The organism is Pseudomonas sp. LB-090624 (assembly GCF_003205205.1).
In the GTDB taxonomy this organism is placed as follows: Bacteria; Pseudomonadota; Gammaproteobacteria; order Pseudomonadales; family Pseudomonadaceae; genus Aquipseudomonas.
The window spans coordinates 334,134-350,909 of record NZ_QJRL01000003.1; the positions used below are offsets into that span (position 1 = coordinate 334,134).

The 16,776-nt window shown below is 62.1% G+C and carries 14 protein-coding genes; 9 read left to right on the forward strand and 5 right to left on the reverse strand.

Translation table 11 applies throughout. The features are described from left to right. The first annotated feature begins 16 nt into the window (after window positions 1–16). Complete coding sequence (locus DMX11_RS05455) at window positions 17–973, forward strand: zinc ABC transporter substrate-binding protein (protein WP_110743557.1); 957 nt, start codon at window positions 17–19, stop codon at window positions 971–973. Window positions 974–1,083: 110 nt separating this feature from the next. Here DMX11_RS05455 and DMX11_RS05460 read toward each other — a convergent pair whose 3' ends face one another. Together DMX11_RS05460 and DMX11_RS05465 are read right to left on the reverse strand one after the other, a co-directional pair. Next, entirely contained in the window at window positions 1,084–2,034 is a 951-nt protein-coding gene (locus tag DMX11_RS05460) for a homoserine kinase (protein WP_110743558.1), read from the reverse strand. Between the two features lie 71 nt (window positions 2,035–2,105). Further along, window positions 2,106–2,393 (reverse strand): DUF2782 domain-containing protein, encoded by a 288-nt coding sequence (locus DMX11_RS05465; RefSeq protein ID WP_003252997.1) that lies wholly within the window; start codon window positions 2,391–2,393, stop codon window positions 2,106–2,108. 75 nt (window positions 2,394–2,468) lie between these two features. On the opposite strand from DMX11_RS05465, the gene polA reads away from it, so the two are divergent. Continuing rightward, a complete protein-coding gene (gene polA, locus DMX11_RS05470) occupies window positions 2,469–5,216 on the forward strand; it encodes a DNA polymerase I (RefSeq protein WP_110743559.1) in 2,748 nt (915 codons plus the stop codon). Window positions 5,217–5,614: 398 nt separating this feature from the next. On the opposite strand, the gene yihA is transcribed toward polA, so the two are convergent. Further along, complete coding sequence (yihA, locus tag DMX11_RS05475) at window positions 5,615–6,247, reverse strand: ribosome biogenesis GTP-binding protein YihA/YsxC (protein WP_110743560.1); 633 nt, start codon at window positions 6,245–6,247, stop codon at window positions 5,615–5,617. A gap of 193 nt (window positions 6,248–6,440) precedes the next feature. On the opposite strand from yihA, the gene DMX11_RS05480 reads away from it, so the two are divergent. From DMX11_RS05480 to DMX11_RS05510, 7 genes are all read left to right on the forward strand, one after another. Further along, on the forward strand, window positions 6,441–6,743 hold the full coding sequence (locus DMX11_RS05480) for a cytochrome c5 family protein (RefSeq protein WP_110743610.1): 303 nt from the start codon (window positions 6,441–6,443) through the stop codon (window positions 6,741–6,743). Between the two features lie 31 nt (window positions 6,744–6,774). Then, window positions 6,775–7,392 carry a cytochrome c gene (locus DMX11_RS05485; RefSeq protein ID WP_110743561.1) on the forward strand — a complete coding sequence of 206 codons (618 nt, stop codon included), beginning with the start codon at window positions 6,775–6,777 and terminating at the stop codon, window positions 7,390–7,392. Window positions 7,393–7,543: 151 nt separating this feature from the next. Next, entirely contained in the window at window positions 7,544–8,176 is a 633-nt protein-coding gene (gene dsbA, locus DMX11_RS05490; protein ID WP_110743562.1) for a thiol:disulfide interchange protein DsbA, read from the forward strand. 12 nt (window positions 8,177–8,188) lie between these two features. Beyond that, on the forward strand, window positions 8,189–9,043 hold the full coding sequence (locus DMX11_RS05495) for an endonuclease/exonuclease/phosphatase family protein (protein WP_110743563.1): 855 nt from the start codon (window positions 8,189–8,191) through the stop codon (window positions 9,041–9,043). Window positions 9,044–9,070: 27 nt separating this feature from the next. Next, the gene (locus tag DMX11_RS05500) at window positions 9,071–11,011 is read left to right on the forward strand and encodes a GGDEF domain-containing protein (protein ID WP_110743564.1); all 1,941 of its coding nucleotides are present in this window, start codon (window positions 9,071–9,073) and stop codon (window positions 11,009–11,011) included. A gap of 79 nt (window positions 11,012–11,090) precedes the next feature. Beyond that, window positions 11,091–11,879 carry an N-acetylmuramoyl-L-alanine amidase gene (locus DMX11_RS05505; protein WP_110743565.1) on the forward strand — a complete coding sequence of 263 codons (789 nt, stop codon included), beginning with the start codon at window positions 11,091–11,093 and terminating at the stop codon, window positions 11,877–11,879. Window positions 11,880–11,983: 104 nt separating this feature from the next. Next, window positions 11,984–13,588: an EAL domain-containing protein gene (locus DMX11_RS05510; RefSeq protein WP_110743566.1), complete on the forward strand. Its 1,605-nt coding sequence runs from the start codon at window positions 11,984–11,986 to the stop codon at window positions 13,586–13,588. Between the two features lie 57 nt (window positions 13,589–13,645). Here the strand turns inward: DMX11_RS05510 and DMX11_RS05515 are convergent, their stop codons facing one another. Together DMX11_RS05515 and algB are read right to left on the reverse strand one after the other, a co-directional pair. Further along, complete coding sequence (locus tag DMX11_RS05515; protein WP_110743567.1) at window positions 13,646–15,412, reverse strand: KinB sensor domain-containing domain; 1,767 nt, start codon at window positions 15,410–15,412, stop codon at window positions 13,646–13,648. Between the two features lie 11 nt (window positions 15,413–15,423). Next, the gene (gene algB, locus DMX11_RS05520; RefSeq protein ID WP_110743568.1) at window positions 15,424–16,770 is read right to left on the reverse strand and encodes a sigma-54-dependent response regulator transcription factor AlgB; all 1,347 of its coding nucleotides are present in this window, start codon (window positions 16,768–16,770) and stop codon (window positions 15,424–15,426) included. Window positions 16,771–16,776 lie beyond the last annotated feature (6 nt).

Consider the following 16,776-nt stretch of genomic DNA (forward strand, 5'->3'; position numbering starts at 1 on the left):
GCAGCGACGGTTCTGGATGGAGACGTTATTATGTTACCTGTTTCTCACGACTCGAGTATTCACCGTGTCCCGACTTCTAGCCCTTTTTGTCGTATTCATCGCATGCTCGGCCCAAGCCGATGTGCGCGTGCTGACCAGTATCAAGCCGCTGCAGCAGATTGCCGCTGCCGTTCAGGAGGGTGTCGGCAGCCCTGATGTATTGCTGCCGCCCGGTGCTTCGCCGCACCACTACGCGCTTCGCCCGTCCGACGTACGGCGGGTAGGTGATGCCGACTTGCTGTACTGGATCGGCCCGGACATGGAGAACTTCCTGTCCCGCGTATTGGGTAGCCGGAGCAAGGCTACCGTAGCTGTGCAGTCGCTGCCTGGCATGAAGCTGCGCCATTTTGGCGAGGACAGTCATTCCCATGAGGAAGCGGACCACGACGATCATGACCACGACCATCGCCCAGGCAGCCTGGATGCGCACCTGTGGCTATCGTCGGTCAATGCGCGGGTGATCGCGGCAAAAATGGCGGCTGACCTGGCCCAGGTAGATCCGGCTAATGCTACCCGCTACCAGAGCAACCTGAACGCCTTCAATGAACGCCTGAATGCACTTGATGGGCGGATCAAGGCGCGGGTGGCCGGCATTGCCGACAAGCCGTACTTCGTGTTCCACGAGGCCTTCGATTACTTCGAGGCAGAATATGGCCTGAAGCACACCGGCGTGTTCAGCGTGGCGACCGAGGTGCAGCCGGGGGCGCAGCATGTGGCCGCCATGCGCAAACGCTTGCAGGAAGTAGGCAAGACCTGCGTGTTCAGCGAGCCCCCACTGCGGCCGCGTTTGGCCGAAACCCTGACTGCCGGCTTACCGGTGCGCCTGGCGGAGTTGGATGCCTTGGGCGGTACCGACCCTGTGGATGCCAAGGGCTACGAGCGCTTGCTGGAAAAGCTGGGCGGTGATCTGGCAGGCTGCCTGGAACAGTTGTAAGCCTGTACCGGCCCCTTCGCGGGTGAATCCGTGCCCACAGGTTCTGCACAGGCCTAAGGCTGTCGCTATCCCTGCGGGAGCGGGTTCACCCGCGAGGAAGCAGACGCCCTCTACAGAGCGAACGGCAGGTGCAAAGCCACCTGCTGGCGCTGCGCCAGACGCACTTCGAACTCGCTCGGGTCATGGATCATTACATCCATTCCGGCAAAAGATTCCGCCGCAATCAGGCGCGACAGCCAGAAGCGCACGCAGCCTACGCGCAACATTTCCGGCCACAGCTCGGCCTCGGCGGCAGTGAAAGGCCGCAGCGCCGCATAGGCTGCCAGCAGCGCCTGGGCGCGCGGCATATCGATTGCGCCATGCTCATCCAGGCACCAGTCGTTCACGGTGATGGCGATGTCATACAGCATGGGCCCGGAGCAAGCGTTGTAGAAGTCGATCACGCCGGTCAGGTGGGTGCCTTCGAACATCACGTTGTCGCGGAACAGGTCGGCATGCAGGTTGGCCCGTGGCAATGCCAGGATCTGTGCCTTGTGTGCGCCGATTTCGTCCAGCGCTGGCTGCAGTAGCGCGGCTTGTTCGGCAGTCAGGCGTGGCAGCAACTCGGCACCCGAGGCCAGCATCCAGTCCAGGCCGCGGTCGGTGCGGCGCTCGATGATGTGTTCGCGGGTCGCCAGGTGGATGTGCGCCAGCAGCTCGCCGACCTGGGCGCAGTGCTGGGCGTTGGGGGCCTTGATGTGCTTGCCCGACAGGCGTGGTTGCAGCAATGCAGGCTTGCCGCACAGCTCGCGCAGGCCGTTGCCGTCGCGGTCACGAATGGCATACGGCACCGGCATGTCGGCCGCGTGCAGGGTGTCGAGCAGTTCGATGAAGAACGGCATGTCCTCGCTCGGCCCACGCTCGATCAACGTCAGGACGAACTCCCCCTGTTCGAGGCTGACGAAGAAATTGCTGTTCTCGGTACCGGCGGCAATGCCCTGGAAGTCGAGCAGACGGCCCAGCTCGTACGGCGCCAGAAAGGTTTCCAGCTCAGGCCGGGTCACGGGGGTGAAGACTGACATGATGAAAAATTGCCCATACGGGCACTTCCGCCGGGAAGTGCCGGGTTGATGTGAACGGTGCGCGCGTCAGATTACCACTCGAAGATCTTCCAGGACGGTATCAGCATGTCCGGCTGGTCGGATCGAATGAAATTGGCATCGGTGCCATCGGCGCGTACCAGGAAATAAGGCTTGCCGTTTTTCGGTGTGATCTTGATCGCATACAGGAAACCGTTCTGCCGGTATTCCTGGATGGTTTTGTCGCCTTCCGTGCGAATGGTCACCTCGGGATCGGCCGAGGGGGCGTCGTCCGCCGCCAGGGTGACGACAGGCGTGGTTGCCAACAGGCCGAGCAGTAACAGGCGATTGAGTGTACGCATGATAACCTAGTCCCTTTGTCGTCAATGATTCTGGCTATTCTAGCGCCGGACCCGTCGAAAAGGTTGATTCTGCTCATGAGCCAAGCGCCCCTCGTCCTGGTGGACGGTTCCTCCTACCTGTACCGCGCCTTCCACGCCCTGCCGCCGCTCACCACGTCCAAGGGCATGCCGACCGGTGCGGTGAAAGGTGTGCTGAACATGCTCAAGAGCCTGCGCAAGCAATACCCCGACAGCCTGTTCGCGGTGGTATTCGACGCCAAGGGCGGTACCTTCCGTGATGCCATGTTCGCCGAATACAAGGCCAACCGTCCCAGCATGCCCGACGACCTGCGGGTACAGGTCGAGCCGCTGCATGCCAGTGTCAAGGCACTTGGCTACCCGCTGCTGTGCGTCGAAGGGGTCGAGGCCGATGACGTGATCGGTACCCTGGCACGCAGCAGCGCCGCCCTGGGCCGCCCGGTGATCATCTCGACCGGTGACAAGGACATGGCCCAACTGGTGGACGGCCACATTACCTTGGTCAACACCATGACGGGTAGCGTGCTGGACGTGGCTGGCGTGCACGAGAAATTTGGCGTCGGGCCTGAACATATCATCGACTTCCTCGCCTTGATGGGTGACAAGGTCGATAACATTCCCGGTGTGCCGGGTGTGGGCGAAAAAACTGCTGTGGGGCTGCTGACGGGTATCGGTGGCGGCCTCAGCGACCTCTACGCCAACCTGGACAAGGTCCCGACATTAACCATTCGCGGCGCCAAGACCCTGCCGGCCAAGCTGGAAGAGCACCGTGACTCGGCGTTCCTTTCCTATGAACTGGCCACCATCAAGTGTGACGTGCCGCTTGATGTCGAGGTCGAGGCGCTGGTGTGCGGTGAGCCCGACCGCGATGCGTTGCTGGCGCTGTACACCGAGATGGAGTTCAAGAGCTGGGTCGCCGAGGTGCAGCGCGATGCAGCCAGGGCCGGTGATGACATTGCGCCGGCTGCAGAGCCGGCGGCCAAGGTCGAGCCAAAATACGAAACCATCCTCGACCAGGCTCGTTTCGACGTTTGGCTGGAGAAGCTGCGCCAGGCGCCGCTGTTCGCCTTCGATACCGAGACCACCGGTCTGGACGCCCAGCAGGCACAATTGGTTGGCCTGTCGTTCGCGGTCGAACCGCATGAGGCCGCCTATGTGCCGCTGGCCCACGATTACGAAGGCGCGCCGGCGCAGCTGGACCGCGACGCTGTGCTGCTGGCGTTGAAGCCGCTGCTGGAAGACCCGGGCAAGGCCAAGGTCGGGCAGAACGCCAAGTACGATATCAATATCCTCGCCAACAATTCGCCAGCGATCGAGATGCGCGGCGTGGCCTACGACACCATGCTCGAGTCGTATGTGCTCAACTCCACTGCGACCCGTCACGACATGGACAGCCTGGCGCAGAAGTACCTCGACCACAGCACCATCGCCTTCGAGGACATCGCCGGCAAGGGTGCCAAGCAACTGACCTTCAACCAGATCAACCTGGACAAGGCCGGCCCGTACGCCGCTGAAGACGCTGATATCACTCTGCGCCTGCATCACGCGCTGCAGGCCCGTCTGACGCAGACACCAAGCTTGCAGCCGGTGCTGATGGACATCGAGATGCCGCTGGTGCCGGTGCTGGCCAAGATTGAGCGCCAGGGCGCACTGGTCGATGCTGCACTGCTGCGGGTGCAAAGCGGTGAGCTGGGCGTGAAGATGGCCGAGCTGGAACAGCGCGCTTACCAACTGGCGGGTGAGGAGTTCAACCTCGGCTCGCCCAAGCAGCTTGGCGCAATCCTTTATGACAAGCTGGGCATGCCAGTACTGAGCAAGACCGCCAAGGGCCAGCCCTCCACTGCCGAAGCGGTACTCGACGAGTTGGCCGAGCAGGGCTACCCGCTGCCTGAAGTGCTGATGCAGTACCGCAGTTTGAGCAAGCTGAAAAGCACCTACACCGATAAACTGCCGGGGCAAATCAACCCGCGCACTGGGCGTATCCACACCTCCTACCAGCAGGCGGTGGCGGCTACCGGCCGGCTGTCGTCGAGCGACCCTAACCTGCAGAACATTCCGATCCGCACTGCCGAAGGCCGGCGTATCCGCCAGGCGTTTGTTGCAAGCCCCGGCTACAAGCTGCTGGCGGCGGACTACTCGCAGATCGAACTGCGCATCATGGCCCACCTGGCCAAGGACGAAGGCTTGCTGCACGCCTTCCGCAACGACCTTGACGTACACCGCGCCACGGCTGCCGAAGTGTTCGGCGTGGCGCTGGAAGATGTCACTACCGACCAGCGTCGTAAAGCCAAAGCCATCAACTTCGGCCTGATCTATGGCATGAGCGCGTTTGGCCTGGCGAAGCAGATCGGCGTCGACCGCAAGCAGTCGCAGGACTACATCGACCGTTACTTCGCCCGCTACCCAGGCGTGTTGGCCTACATGGAGCGCACCCGCGCCCAGGCCGCCGAGCAAGGCTTTGTCGAAACCCTGTTCGGTCGCCGCCTGTACCTGCCAGACATCAACGCCAAGAACCCGGCCCTGCGTAAAGGTGCCGAGCGCACGGCCATCAACGCGCCGATGCAGGGTACTGCGGCGGACATCATCAAGCGCGCCATGGTCAATGTGGATAACTGGCTGAGCGAGAGCGGGTTGGATGCCCGGGTGATCCTGCAGGTACACGACGAACTGGTGCTAGAGGTGCGTGAGGACCTGGTTCAGCAGGTGAAAGATGAAATTCGCCAGCACATGAGCCAGGCGGCGCAGCTGGACGTGCCGCTGCTGGTTGAGGCAGGAATTGGCGCAAATTGGGACGAAGCTCACTGATTGAGCCGGGAAAGCTGTGTAGGATCTGCGATGTAGGGACGCGGATCCTGGCACCGCTAGTGCCGTTGGTGCTGAGGTTTCATGAAACTATCGCAAATAGTTTTCAGGGCTCCGGAACTAAACCGGTGAAGCGGAACTCAGAGTAACTGAATGGCTGGTGAAGCCTTTCGATGCTCCTATGTTGTGTTAAGTGTTGGCAGATATCTGGACCCCGCCCTAGCGGTCCGGACTTGGACCCCGAACTTCCCCCTCCCCATACGAAGTCCGGGGTTTTTTTTGCCCGAAATTTGGTCAGACCGTGCTGACCTCATCGCCGACAGGCCAGCCCCCCGCCCGGGTATCACCGCCCTTGAGGCCTGTGCTGTACCTGGGGGAGCCGGCTGCCGGCGACAGGGTCCTCAAACAGCTGGCTTGTCTTCCAGCTCCATCCAGCCCGCCAGCACCCGGTAGGCTTCCTCAACGCCCAAACGCTTGGGCGCCGAGAACAGCTGGATGGTCACGCCATCGCCCCAGCCCTTTCTGATTTCCGACTGCACCTTCAGCAGGGTGTTCTTGCCCGCGCCGTGGGTCAGCTTGTCTGCCTTGGTCAGCAGGATGTGCATCGGCATGCCGCTGGCCTTGGCCCAGTCGAGCATCATCTTGTCGAAGTCGGTCATCGGATGGCGCACGTCCATCATCAGGATGATGCCGCGCAGGCATTCACGGCTGCCCAGGTAGGCTTCCAGGTGTTTCTGCCAGTGCTGCTTCAGTGGAATCGGTACTTTTGCATAACCGTAGCCGGGCAGGTCGACCAAACGCCGTTCATCGTCCAGACTGAAGAAATTCAACAGCTGGGTGCGCCCTGGGGTTTTCGAGGTTCGCGCCAGGCTGGCATGAGTCAGGGTGTTGAGGGCGCTGGATTTGCCGGCGTTAGAACGGCCGGCAAAAGCCACCTCGTAACCCTGGTCGTCCGGGCATTGTTCGACCTTGGCTGCGCTGAGGGCGAATTTGGCTTTCTGGCAGAGGCCGAGGATGGGGTTCTTGACTTGCATGGGATTTCCGATGTGGGTGTTGCCAAAGCCTAGGCCGGCAAGCGGTGTCGTTTCCGTTTGGCTGACAGAAGTATATAATGCCCCAGTTTTTGTGTGCCCATTCTCCCAGCGAAGGAGAGCGGGCATGGGGTGCCGAACTATAGCTTGCGCATCAGAACGCAGCGCGTCCCCCAACCCTGTCAGGTCGTTTCGCCTGGCGAAAAGGCTGCTAGCTGTCGGTATGTTCCTGCCGTATTTCAGCGCACAGGCTACACAGGATCCCGAGGTGTTGTACAACCGCACGTGTGCGGCCTGTCACACCGGGCAGTTGCCACAGGCACCCAGGCAGGGTGACCGGGCAGCTTGGGAGCCAAGGCTGGCGCAGGGCATGGATGTACTGGTGAAGCATGTAACCCAGGGTTTCAAGGCTATGCCGCCGCGTGGATTGTGCATGGACTGCAGTGCCGAGGACTACCGTTTGGTCATCCTTTGGATGAGCGGCAGTCCCGATACATAACATTTCACCCTTAGCCGTGTTGGATTAGCTGATGAACAAACTAGTCGTGAGTCTGCTGTTGACCCTGGGTGTCGCAGGTGCGGCCACTGCTGCGCAACCTGTCAAAGGCGATGCCGCCGCCGGTCAGGCCAAGACGGCCGTCTGTGGCGCCTGCCACAACCCCGACGGCAACAGCCTGGCACCGAACTTTCCGAAACTGGCCGGCCAGGGCCAGCGCTACCTGGAAAAACAACTGCACGACATCAAGTCGGGCAAACGTACCGTACTGGAGATGACCGGCATGCTGGCCGCCTTCAGCGACCAGGACCTGGCCGACATCGCGGCCTACTTCTCCAGCCAGAAAGGCAGCGTGGGCGCCGCCGATCCCAAACTGGTGGAGCGTGGCCGGGCGCTGTTCAACGGCGGCGACCTGGAGAAAGGCATGCCGGCCTGCACCGGCTGCCACTCCCCCAATGGCGCGGGTATCGCCTTGGCCGGCTTCCCGCACCTGGGCGGGCAACATTCGCAATATGTGACCAAGCAGCTGACCGACTTCCGCGAGGGCAACCGGACCAACGACGGCGACGCCATGACCATGCGCACCATCGCCGGCAAACTGAGCAACCACGACATCGAAGCGTTGGCCAGTTACATCCAGGGCCTACATTAACTTTCAGTTAATGTTGTAGGCCAATGATGAAAGGGCGGCCGGGCCGCTCTTTTTTCAGTCCGCAGCCGTTACACTACAGAACTCACGCCGTTGCCGGCCTGTCTCAATACGGGTCGCGTAGTGGCGACTTTCGACTGCTCAGGAGTAAAGCATGCGTAAACTGATTCTCAGCGCCGCGCTGGTCGCCGCCAGCGTGTTCGGTATGACTGCCGTGCAGGCCGCCGAGCCTGTTGCAGGCAAGGAATACATCGAGCTGAGCAACCCTGTTCCGGTTTCCGTGCCTGGCAAGATCGAAGTGGTCGAGCTGTTCTGGTACGGCTGCCCACATTGCTATCACTTTGAGCCGACCATCAACCCATGGGTTGATAAACTGCCCCAAGATGTCAACTTCAAGCGCGTACCGGCCATGTTTGGCGGCCCATGGGACGCCCACGGCCAGATGTTCCTGACCCTTGAAGCCATGGGCGTCGAGCACAAGGTGCACGCTGCGGTGTTCGATGCCATCCAGAACCAGCGCAAACGCCTGACCGATCCGCAGGACATGGCCGACTTCCTCGCTACCCAGGGTGTGGACAAGGACAAGTTCCTCGCCACCTTCAACTCGTTCGCCATCAAGGGCCAGGTCAACCAGGCCAAGGAACTGGCGAAGAAGTACGAAATTACCGGCGTACCGAGCATGGTGGTCAATGGCAAGTACCGCTTCGACCTGGGCACCGCTGGCGGGCCGGAAGGCGTGCTGAAGGTCGCCGACCAGCTGATCGACAAGGAGCGCGCCGCCAAGTAGGCGGCGTAACCCATGCCCCGCTTCAGAACCACGCGAGGCATTGGCCTGCACCAGCCGCAGGTCAACGAGCATCACCTGCAGGCCTCTGGCCTGCCCCAGGATGGTCGCCTGCGGCTGCTCAGCTTCAACATCCAGGTCGGCATCAGTACCGAGCGTTACCGGCACTACCTGACCCGCAGCTGGCAGCACTTGCTCCCGCACAATGGGCGTGCCAGCAACTTGCAGAAGATCGGTGATCTGCTCGCTGACTTCGACCTGGTGGCGCTACAGGAAGCCGATGGGGGCAGCCTGCGCTCCGGTTATGTCAACCAGGTCGAGCACCTGGCCCATCTGGGGGCCTTCCCCTACTGGTACCAGCAACTCAACCGCAATCTCGGGCGTTTTGCCCAGCACAGTAATGGCGTGCTCAGCCGCTTGAAGCCCCAGTTGCTCGAAGACCATCCGCTACCAGGGCCGGCGGGGCGCGGGGCGATATTGGTGCGTTTTGGCGAGGGCGAAGATGCACTGATCGTAGTGATGATGCATCTGGCACTCGGCGCCAAAACTCGCGCTTTGCAGCTGGGCTACATTCGCGAGCTGATTGGCGGTTATCGCCACCAGGTGCTGATGGGCGATATGAACACCCATGCAACAGACCTGCTGGAGCACTCGCCGCTGCGTGATCTGGGTCTGATCGCGCCGCAAGTCGAGGCCACCTTCCCCAGCTGGCGACCTCAGCGCTGCCTGGATCATATCCTGCTCAGCCCAAGCCTCACGCTGGAGCGTGTCGAGGTGTTGGCCCGACCAATATCCGACCACCTTCCCGTTGCTGTCGAGATTCGATTGCCTGATGCATTGACTGTGGATACGCTGCCGGTTTTGAGCTAATTGCCATCACCGTTTGCGGAACCGGGCATGACTGAAGACGCTGAGCGCTGGAAAGAAAAATACCTTAAGAGCATCGAGCAGCAGGAAAAGCTCGAACGGCGTTGGAATGCCCGCCTCGACCTGCTGCGGCGCGGCCTTGTGCGCAGCACACTGGCGGCCGAAGGCAGCGACAAGGTGGTGGATGAGTGCATGAAGGAGATGCGCGAGGTTATCCGCAGCGACAACATGGACGCTGGCCTTGCCGGGTTGATTCCACGTCTTGAAAAAGCGGTGCTGGACTCGGAACAGCGCCGGGAAACGCGCATGAACCAGGTTGGTGATGCGCTGACCGCGCTGGTTGGCCAGTTGCAGAGCCTACCGCTGCCCAACGATATCTCGCGGCCGTTGAAAAAACTGGCGAAGAAGCTCGACGGCGGCGTCGCCCAGTCCCGTGACCTGCCGCCATTACTGGGGGAGTTGAGCGGTTTGCAGGGCCGCGCGCTATCGGCCCTGGGTAAGCCGGGCGAAGAAATCCGTCCCGGCTTTCTGCAGCGTTTGTTCGGTAACCGTGAGGATGATGCCCAAGTTGAGCCAGAGCCAGCCCCTGTGTCAGTGCCTGCTGCCGAGACGCCGCCCCCGGCAGTATCGAGCCCTGCCGAGACCCTGCCGGCTGACGACGTCGATGCTCTGCAACCCCTACCAACTGCTACCCCTGCAGACGAGCTGGCCATGCGGCCCGGCCCGGAGCTGGAGGCAGCAGTCCCTTCACTGATCGAAACCATCGAGCCCCCGCTGGCGCTATCGGTACAGCCACAACCGGACGCAGAACCAGCAGCGCAGGCCGCCGCTGGCGACTCCTTGGCTGAGCAAGAGCTGGTTCAGACGCCGGAGGAACTCCTCGGCGAAGATGGCCCCTATGCCCTGCCCTACGCGGTAGAGCCCCCTTACAGTCAGGTGGCCGCCCACATCGAGCAGACGCTGATCGGCCTGCTCGACGACCTCAGCCTGCCGGAGCGACACAAGGCCCAGGCGTTGGAAATGCGCGAACGTGTTGCCCGCGGCTTGAACTGGTATGAGCTGATCCCGGTGCTGGATGACTTGGCGGTGCTGATGCTGGCGATCACCGACAGTGGCCAGCACGAATTCGAAGCTTACCTGCAGCAACTCAACGAACGCCTGGAAGGTTTCCAGAGCCACCTGCATGAGGCCAGCGTCGGCCACGCCGACAACAGCAGCGCTGCCCGCGAGCTGGATACCCAATTGCGCGAACACGTCGACGGGCTGCAAAGCAGTGTGCAAGGTGCCGCCGACGTGGACAGCCTCAAGCACATCCTGGAAAACCGTCTGGAAGGCCTGCTGGTGACCATGGACGAGCACAAGCACGAGCGCGACCGCCGCGAGCAGGACCTGGCAGGCCGCCTGCAAGGGCTCTCGGAGCGGGTGGCGAACATGGAACACGAGGCGCTTGGCTACCGCGAACACTTGGAGGAGCAGCGGCAGAAGGCCCTGCTCGATCCGCTCACTGGCCTGCCCAACCGAGCAGCCTGGAGCGAGCGGGTTGAACGTGAAATGGTTGAGTGGCAGGAGAATGGCGGTCACCTGGCGATGGCGATCCTCGACCTGGACCACTTCAAGCGTATCAACGACAGCTACGGGCATCTGGCTGGTGACAAAGTGTTGAAGATCGTCGCCGATCAGTTGCGCAAACGCTTGGGTGGTCGTGACTTCATCGCCCGATTTGGCGGTGAGGAATTCGTCCTGCTTTTGCCGCAGACACCACCCGCTGCAGCTGCCCAGATGGCGGAAGTGCTGCGGGCCACGGTGGAAGCCTGTCCGTTTCACTTCAAGGGTGAAAGGGTGGTGATCACCACTTCGATCGGGCTGGCTGCATTCCACACCGGGGAGCGTGCCGACCAAGTGCTCAAGCGTGCCGATACAGCGTTGTACCGGGCCAAGGACCAGGGCCGCAATCGCGTGCAACAGAACTAGCCGGCAAGCGCAGACCCACGGCAGGCGCTGCCGTGGCGAGCACGTTATACTGTAGCGCTCATACGCCGAGGCCACTGACGTGCTTTCCACGCTTAAAAAAACCCTGATTTATTCCTTGCTGTTGGCTATCGCCGGCTGCTCGACCGGCCTGCGCATCGACCGCAGTCACCCTTCGGCCAATCAGGACAACCGCATCCAGTTCGTTGTGCTGCATTACACCAATGCTTCGCTGGAGCGTTCACTGGCGCTGCTCACTCATGGCGAGGTCAGCAGTCATTACCTGATCGGCGATGGCCCGGCGACGGTGTACCAACTGGTGGACGAAAGCCGGCGCGCCTGGCATGCCGGTGATAGCCAATGGCAAGGGCGCACGTGGTTGAATTCCTCGTCCATCGGCATCGAAATCGTCAACCCGGGTTTCACCGACACCCCGAACGGTCGAGTTTGGCACCCTTACAGCGAGGCGCAGGTCCAGGCGTTGATCGCACTGCTCAAGGACATCGTCAAACGCAACAACATCGAGCCGCGTCATATTATCGGTCACAGCGACATTGCCCCGCTGCGCAAGCTTGACCCAGGCCCGTTGTTCCCATGGAAGCGCTTGGCCGATGCTGGCCTGGGGATCTGGCCGGATGCCAATGCCGTGGCCCGTCAACAGGCCTATTTCAGCGTCAACCCGCCAAGCATTGGCTGGTACCAGCAGGAGCTGGCACGCTTTGGCTACCAGATCGAGCAGACCGGCGTGCTGGATGTGGCCACCCGCCATGTGATCGCAGCGTTCCAGATGCGCTTCCGCCCGCAGCGCTTCGATGGCATGCCGGATGCGCAGACGGCGGCGATGCTGCAGGTGCTTAACCGCATGCGTTGATTCGCAGCGCAGGGCTGCTCACACCACAAACGAGCGAAGCGCCAAACGGTGAGGGTGATTATTGATTCAGTTGCTATACCTTAGTAATCAACTGGATGCCCTTGATGTCAGCACTCATCACCCTGCTGCGCCAAATTTTCTACCGTCCCTGGATGCTGGCCACTTTGGCGGCGCTGGCCAGCGCCGCGCTGTTGCTCTCCGCCAGCATCGGCATTGCCCTGCAACAGATGAAGCAAAGTGAGAGCGAGCAGATGAATGCCCAGGGCGAGCGGTTTCTTGATCGCCTTGAGCAGGTGTTCGGCCAGTTGCGCGAGGGTGTCGACCTGTTGCAGGCACAGCCGTTGCGCGGCTGTAGCCCGGCGATGCTGGCTGCCTTGCAACAGGTGGGCCTGAGTTCGCGGTTCATCTATGAAGCGGCTTATGTGGATGGTGACATCGCTTGTTCCAATCGCGGTGACGAGCGTGCATTCGTGCCACTGCGGCCGCCGGACATCCAAGGGCCGACCTACAGCTACTGGCTCAACACCACCACCGAGCCGAACGAGAACCTGGCTGCTTTGATGCTGGGCCGGGGCAAATTCCTGGTATCCACCTCGCGCGGGCACCTGACTGATGTTGTCGACTTGCCGCCGGGCGGCAGCCTGGTGGTAGTGCTGGATAACGGCGCCCGGGCCATCCCGGTGCTGGGGCCGCCCCAGGTATGGCCACCGCCGTCAGCCTGGTCAACCAGCCACAAGTCGCTGCTCGAACTCAGTGACCGGTTGATCTACCGTATGCCAACCAAGTCGCCGGATTATCAACTGGTGCTGATTGCCCCGCGGGCCAGCCTACCGCTGCGGATGAATGGCATGCTTTGGCTACTGTTCCCTGGTAGCGTGCTTGCGGCCTGCTGCATCGGGTGGCTGGTGTTGCAGTTGATCCTGCAGCGGCGGTCGATGAGCTCGGAACTGCAGCATGCCTTGCGCCGGGGCGAACTGCAGGTGCTTTATCAGCCAATCATCGAACTCGACAGCCGGCGCTGCGTGGGGGCCGAGGCCCTGGTGCGCTGGCGCCGCCCCGACGGCTCGCTGACCAGCCCCGACCTGTTCATTCCGCTGGCCGAGAACACCGGGCAGATTCGCCAGATCACCGACTTTGTCTTGCAACGCGTACTTGAACAACTGGGTCAGCTACTGCGCTCGCACCCCAAGCTGTACATATCGGTGAACCTGGCGGCCTGCGATGTGATGGTGCCGCGTATTGGCCGGGTAGCGGCGCGCCTGTTGGCCTTGCATCGGGTGGCGGCCAGCCAGATTGCCTTCGAAGTGACAGAGCGCGGCCTGATCGACGTGGTGGTGGCTCGTGACAACCTGCAAGCATTGCGTGCCGTGGGGCACCAGGTGCTGATCGATGATTTCGGAACCGGTTACTGCAGCCTGGCCTACCTGCAGACCTTACCGGTGGACTGCCTGAAGATCGACAAGGCGTTCATCGATGCCCTCGGCCATGATGCAGCCAGTAGCGGAGTTGCCCCGCATATCATCCGCATGGCCCATGACCTCCACCTGCGAGTGATTGCCGAAGGAATCGAGTGTGAGGACCAGGCGGTACTGCTGAACAGCGAAGGGGTCAATTACGGGCAGGGCTGGCTGTTTGCCCGGCCATTGAATGCCCGGCAGTTTGCCGAGCTTGTCAGCCGTGGTCATCTGCCGCGACGGGTAGAACACTGAGTGATCAGCTCCGACCCATCGCGGACTTGCCGGGGATGAAGCCGGCGCAGGCGATACTCATACCGGCAGGGCCATATAGAACTGGGTACCCTGCCCGGGCCGGGAAAACACGCCCATGCGCCCACCATGCAGTTGCACGATTTCCTTGCACAGCGCCAACCCCAGCCCCGCCCCACCTTTCTTGCGGCCTACCTGCACGAAGGGCTCGAAAATACGCCCTTGCTGACCGTAGGCAATACCCTCGCCATTATCCTCGACGCTGATGATTACCCGCTCCGCATGCCGCCGGGCATGCAGGCGGATGCGCCCGCCGCTGGCGGTGTGGCGGATGGCGTTGTGCAACAGGTTGTCCAGCACCCGGTCGAGCTGGGCCAGATCGGCCTGGATGCGCGGCAGCGGCGGTTCCAGTTCCTTGATCAATTCGATCTGCTTATGTGCGGCCTGCTCGGCGAAGCGCAGTTGCGCGCGGGCCATCAGTTCGTCGATGGCGCAGGGTGCCAGCTCGAGTTTTTGCAACCCGCTCTGGTAGCGCGAGAAGTTGAGCAGGTCGTTGATCAGCTGGGTCAGCCGCTGCATTTCCTCGCCGATGGTTTCCAGCAGGTCGTTCTCGCGCGCCTCGGGCGGGAACTTGATCCGCTCACGCAGCAGGCCGAAGGCCATGTGCATGCCGGTTACCGGTGTGCGCAATTCATGAGAGGCGCGCAGTACGAATTCGCTGCGAACGCGCTCGAAGGCACGCTGCTCCGTCACATCGTGCAGCACCATCACCGCCCCAAGGATCGGCCCCTGCGGGTGGCTAACCGGGGTCAGGCTGTAGGTGAGGAGGCGGTTTTCCTCATCCACCTCCATGTTCAGGTCGTCTGGCGGGCGGTCGAGGCTGCCGCCGCGCAGCACTTGGCGCAGTTGCTGTTCCAGCTCCGGTCGCTGCAAGGCTTCGGCCAGGCTGCTGCCTACGCGGCTGTCGTTCCAGCCCAGTTGGCGCTGGGCCACCGGGTTGAGGTGTTCCAGACGGCCTTGACGGTCGATGATCAGCAGGCCGTCGTCGATGCTGTCGAGCACCGCCTGCAAACGCTGCTGGCCGGCCAGCAGTTCGTCGATGTTGGTTGCCTGGTGCTTGCGCAAGGCGTCGGCCATTAGGCCGAAGCGGCGGGTCAGCAGGTTAAGCTCGGTGGCCTGGGTGACTGGCAGGGTAACGTCGAAATTGCCTTTGCCGAGTTGGTCGGCAGCCTTGGCCAAGGCCTCGATTGGCTGGCCGAAACGCCGGGCGATGTTGTGGGCGGTGACAAAGCCCAATACCAGCACCACCAGGCCCATCAGGCCAAGGACGCCGCTGACCAGCAGGGCCTGATCGCGGGAGCGTTCCTCACTACGGGTGATGAGCTCCAATGCCTGTTTATGGGAGTCGATCAGGTCAGTGCGCACCTGGTTGAACGCGGCCCCCAGCGGCTGGTCGACACCCATGCTGCGGGCCGGCGCGGGGCTGTCGCGGTAGGCCTGGAGGAACGTCTGGTAGTTGCTGCTGGCTTTGCTGAAACCGGTGCGTTCGCCGCCTTGCTCCAACCCTTGGTTGAGCAGGTTCTGGAAGTTGTCCTGCAGCAACCGCAGGCTTTCCGGTGCGGTGTCTTCATCGAGGATAAGGGTCAGCTGTTCGCCCAGGTTCTGTCGCAGCTTCAGCCCCACCTCCAGGGCATGGGTGGTGTCTTGCACCAGTCGCTGTTGCACGGTGGCCATCTGCAGCACGCTGACCAGGCCCAGCAGCAGCCCGAGCAACGCGACGGTGACCAGCGCCGAGATGCTGAGGAAAAGCCGCGTGCGCAGCTTCATGGGTGGCCACTTCACAGGTTGTACTGCTTGCGTTTGCGGTACAGGGTCGACGCGTCGATGCCCAAGGTCTTGGCCGCTTGGTCGAGCGTGTCGCTGGCGGCCAGTACGGCACCGATGTGGGCGCGCTCCAGTTCATCCAGGCTAAGCGCGGCACCCACGCGCGGGGCATTGCCAGTGGGTTGTTCGCCCATGCCCAGGTGGGTGATCTCCACCCTTTCCTGTGGGCAGATGATGCTTGCCCGTTCTATCACGTTGCGGAGCTCGCGAATGTTGCCGGGCCAGCGGTAATTGAGCAGGGCTGTGCGAGCCTCATCACTGAAGCCTCGGGCGGGACGGGAGTACTCCTTGACGAAGCGCGCAAGGAAGCGGTCGGCCAGGGTCAGGATATCTTCACTGCGCTCACGCAGCGGCGGCAGATGCAGGGTGATGACGTTCAGCCGATACAGCAGGTCTTCACGGAAGCGGCTTTCGCGCACCATTTCTTCAAGGTTCAGGTTGGTGGCAGCCAGGATTCGAACGTCGGCACGGCGGGTAACCGGGTCGCCGACGCGCTCGTATTCCTTGTCCTGGATGAATCGCAGCAGCTTGGGTTGCAAGGTCAGCGGGAAATCGCCGATCTCGTCGAGGAACAGTGTGCCCCCATCAGCCTGGCTGACCCGCCCCAGGGTGCTCTCGCTGGCACCGGTGAAGGCACCGCGGGTATGGCCGAACAGTTCGCTTTCCATCAGTTCGGCGTTCAGCGACGGGCAGTTGATGGTCACGCAGGCTTTGCGCGCACGCTTGCTCCAGCCGTGGATGGCGCGGGCCAACTCGCCTTTACCGGTGCCGGATTCGCCAAGAATCAGAATGTTGGCGTCCGTGGTGGCAACCTGGCGGGCGGTTTCCAGCACCGCCATCATCGCCGGGCTGTGCGAGTCGAGCCCATCCTTGGGTTTGCGCACTTCACCCTCCAGCGCCTCAAGGCGTGCAGAAAGCTGGCGCACTTCCAGTTGCTTGGCGGTGGCCAGGCGTAACTGGTCGGGGCTGCACGGCTTGACCAGGTAATCGGCGGCACCGGCCTGGATGGCGTCTACTGCGGTGTCGATCGCCGAGTGCGCGGTGACGATCACCACTCGCATCCACGGGGCCTGAATACGCATCTGCGCCAGTACATCCAGCCCGTTGTCTTCACCTAGGCGCAAATCGAGAAAGCACAGGTCGAATACCTGGCGCTGCAACAGGGTTTCGGCCTGAGCAGCGCTGTTGGCCGTGGCCACGCTGTAGCCCTCGTCCTCCAGGCAATAGCGGAAGGTGCGCAGGATCGCGGACTCGTCATCCACCAGCAGAATGCGGCCTTGGTTGTCCTGGGCTGATTCCATTTCCTG

Excerpts from the sequence above, each read along its gene's own strand:
- DMX11_RS05460 (WP_110743558.1), bottom strand. The coding sequence starts at position 2,034 with ATGTCAGTCTTCACCCCCGTGACCCGGCCTGAGCTGGAAACCTTTCTG.
- polA (WP_110743559.1), top strand. The coding sequence starts at position 2,469 with ATGAGCCAAGCGCCCCTCGTCCTGGTGGACGGTTCCTCCTACCTGTAC.
- algB (WP_110743568.1), bottom strand. The coding sequence starts at position 16,770 with ATGGAATCAGCCCAGGACAACCAAGGCCGCATTCTGCTGGTGGATGAC.
- DMX11_RS05510 (WP_110743566.1), top strand. The coding sequence starts at position 11,984 with ATGTCAGCACTCATCACCCTGCTGCGCCAAATTTTCTACCGTCCCTGG.
- DMX11_RS05495 (WP_110743563.1), top strand. The coding sequence starts at position 8,189 with ATGCCCCGCTTCAGAACCACGCGAGGCATTGGCCTGCACCAGCCGCAG.
- dsbA (WP_110743562.1), top strand. The coding sequence starts at position 7,544 with ATGCGTAAACTGATTCTCAGCGCCGCGCTGGTCGCCGCCAGCGTGTTC.
- yihA (WP_110743560.1), bottom strand. The coding sequence starts at position 6,247 with ATGCAAGTCAAGAACCCCATCCTCGGCCTCTGCCAGAAAGCCAAATTC.
- DMX11_RS05465 (WP_003252997.1), bottom strand. The coding sequence starts at position 2,393 with ATGCGTACACTCAATCGCCTGTTACTGCTCGGCCTGTTGGCAACCACG.
- DMX11_RS05515 (WP_110743567.1), bottom strand. The coding sequence starts at position 15,412 with ATGAAGCTGCGCACGCGGCTTTTCCTCAGCATCTCGGCGCTGGTCACC.
- DMX11_RS05485 (WP_110743561.1), top strand. The coding sequence starts at position 6,775 with ATGAACAAACTAGTCGTGAGTCTGCTGTTGACCCTGGGTGTCGCAGGT.
- DMX11_RS05500 (WP_110743564.1), top strand. The coding sequence starts at position 9,071 with ATGACTGAAGACGCTGAGCGCTGGAAAGAAAAATACCTTAAGAGCATC.
- DMX11_RS05455 (WP_110743557.1), top strand. The coding sequence starts at position 17 with ATGGAGACGTTATTATGTTACCTGTTTCTCACGACTCGAGTATTCACC.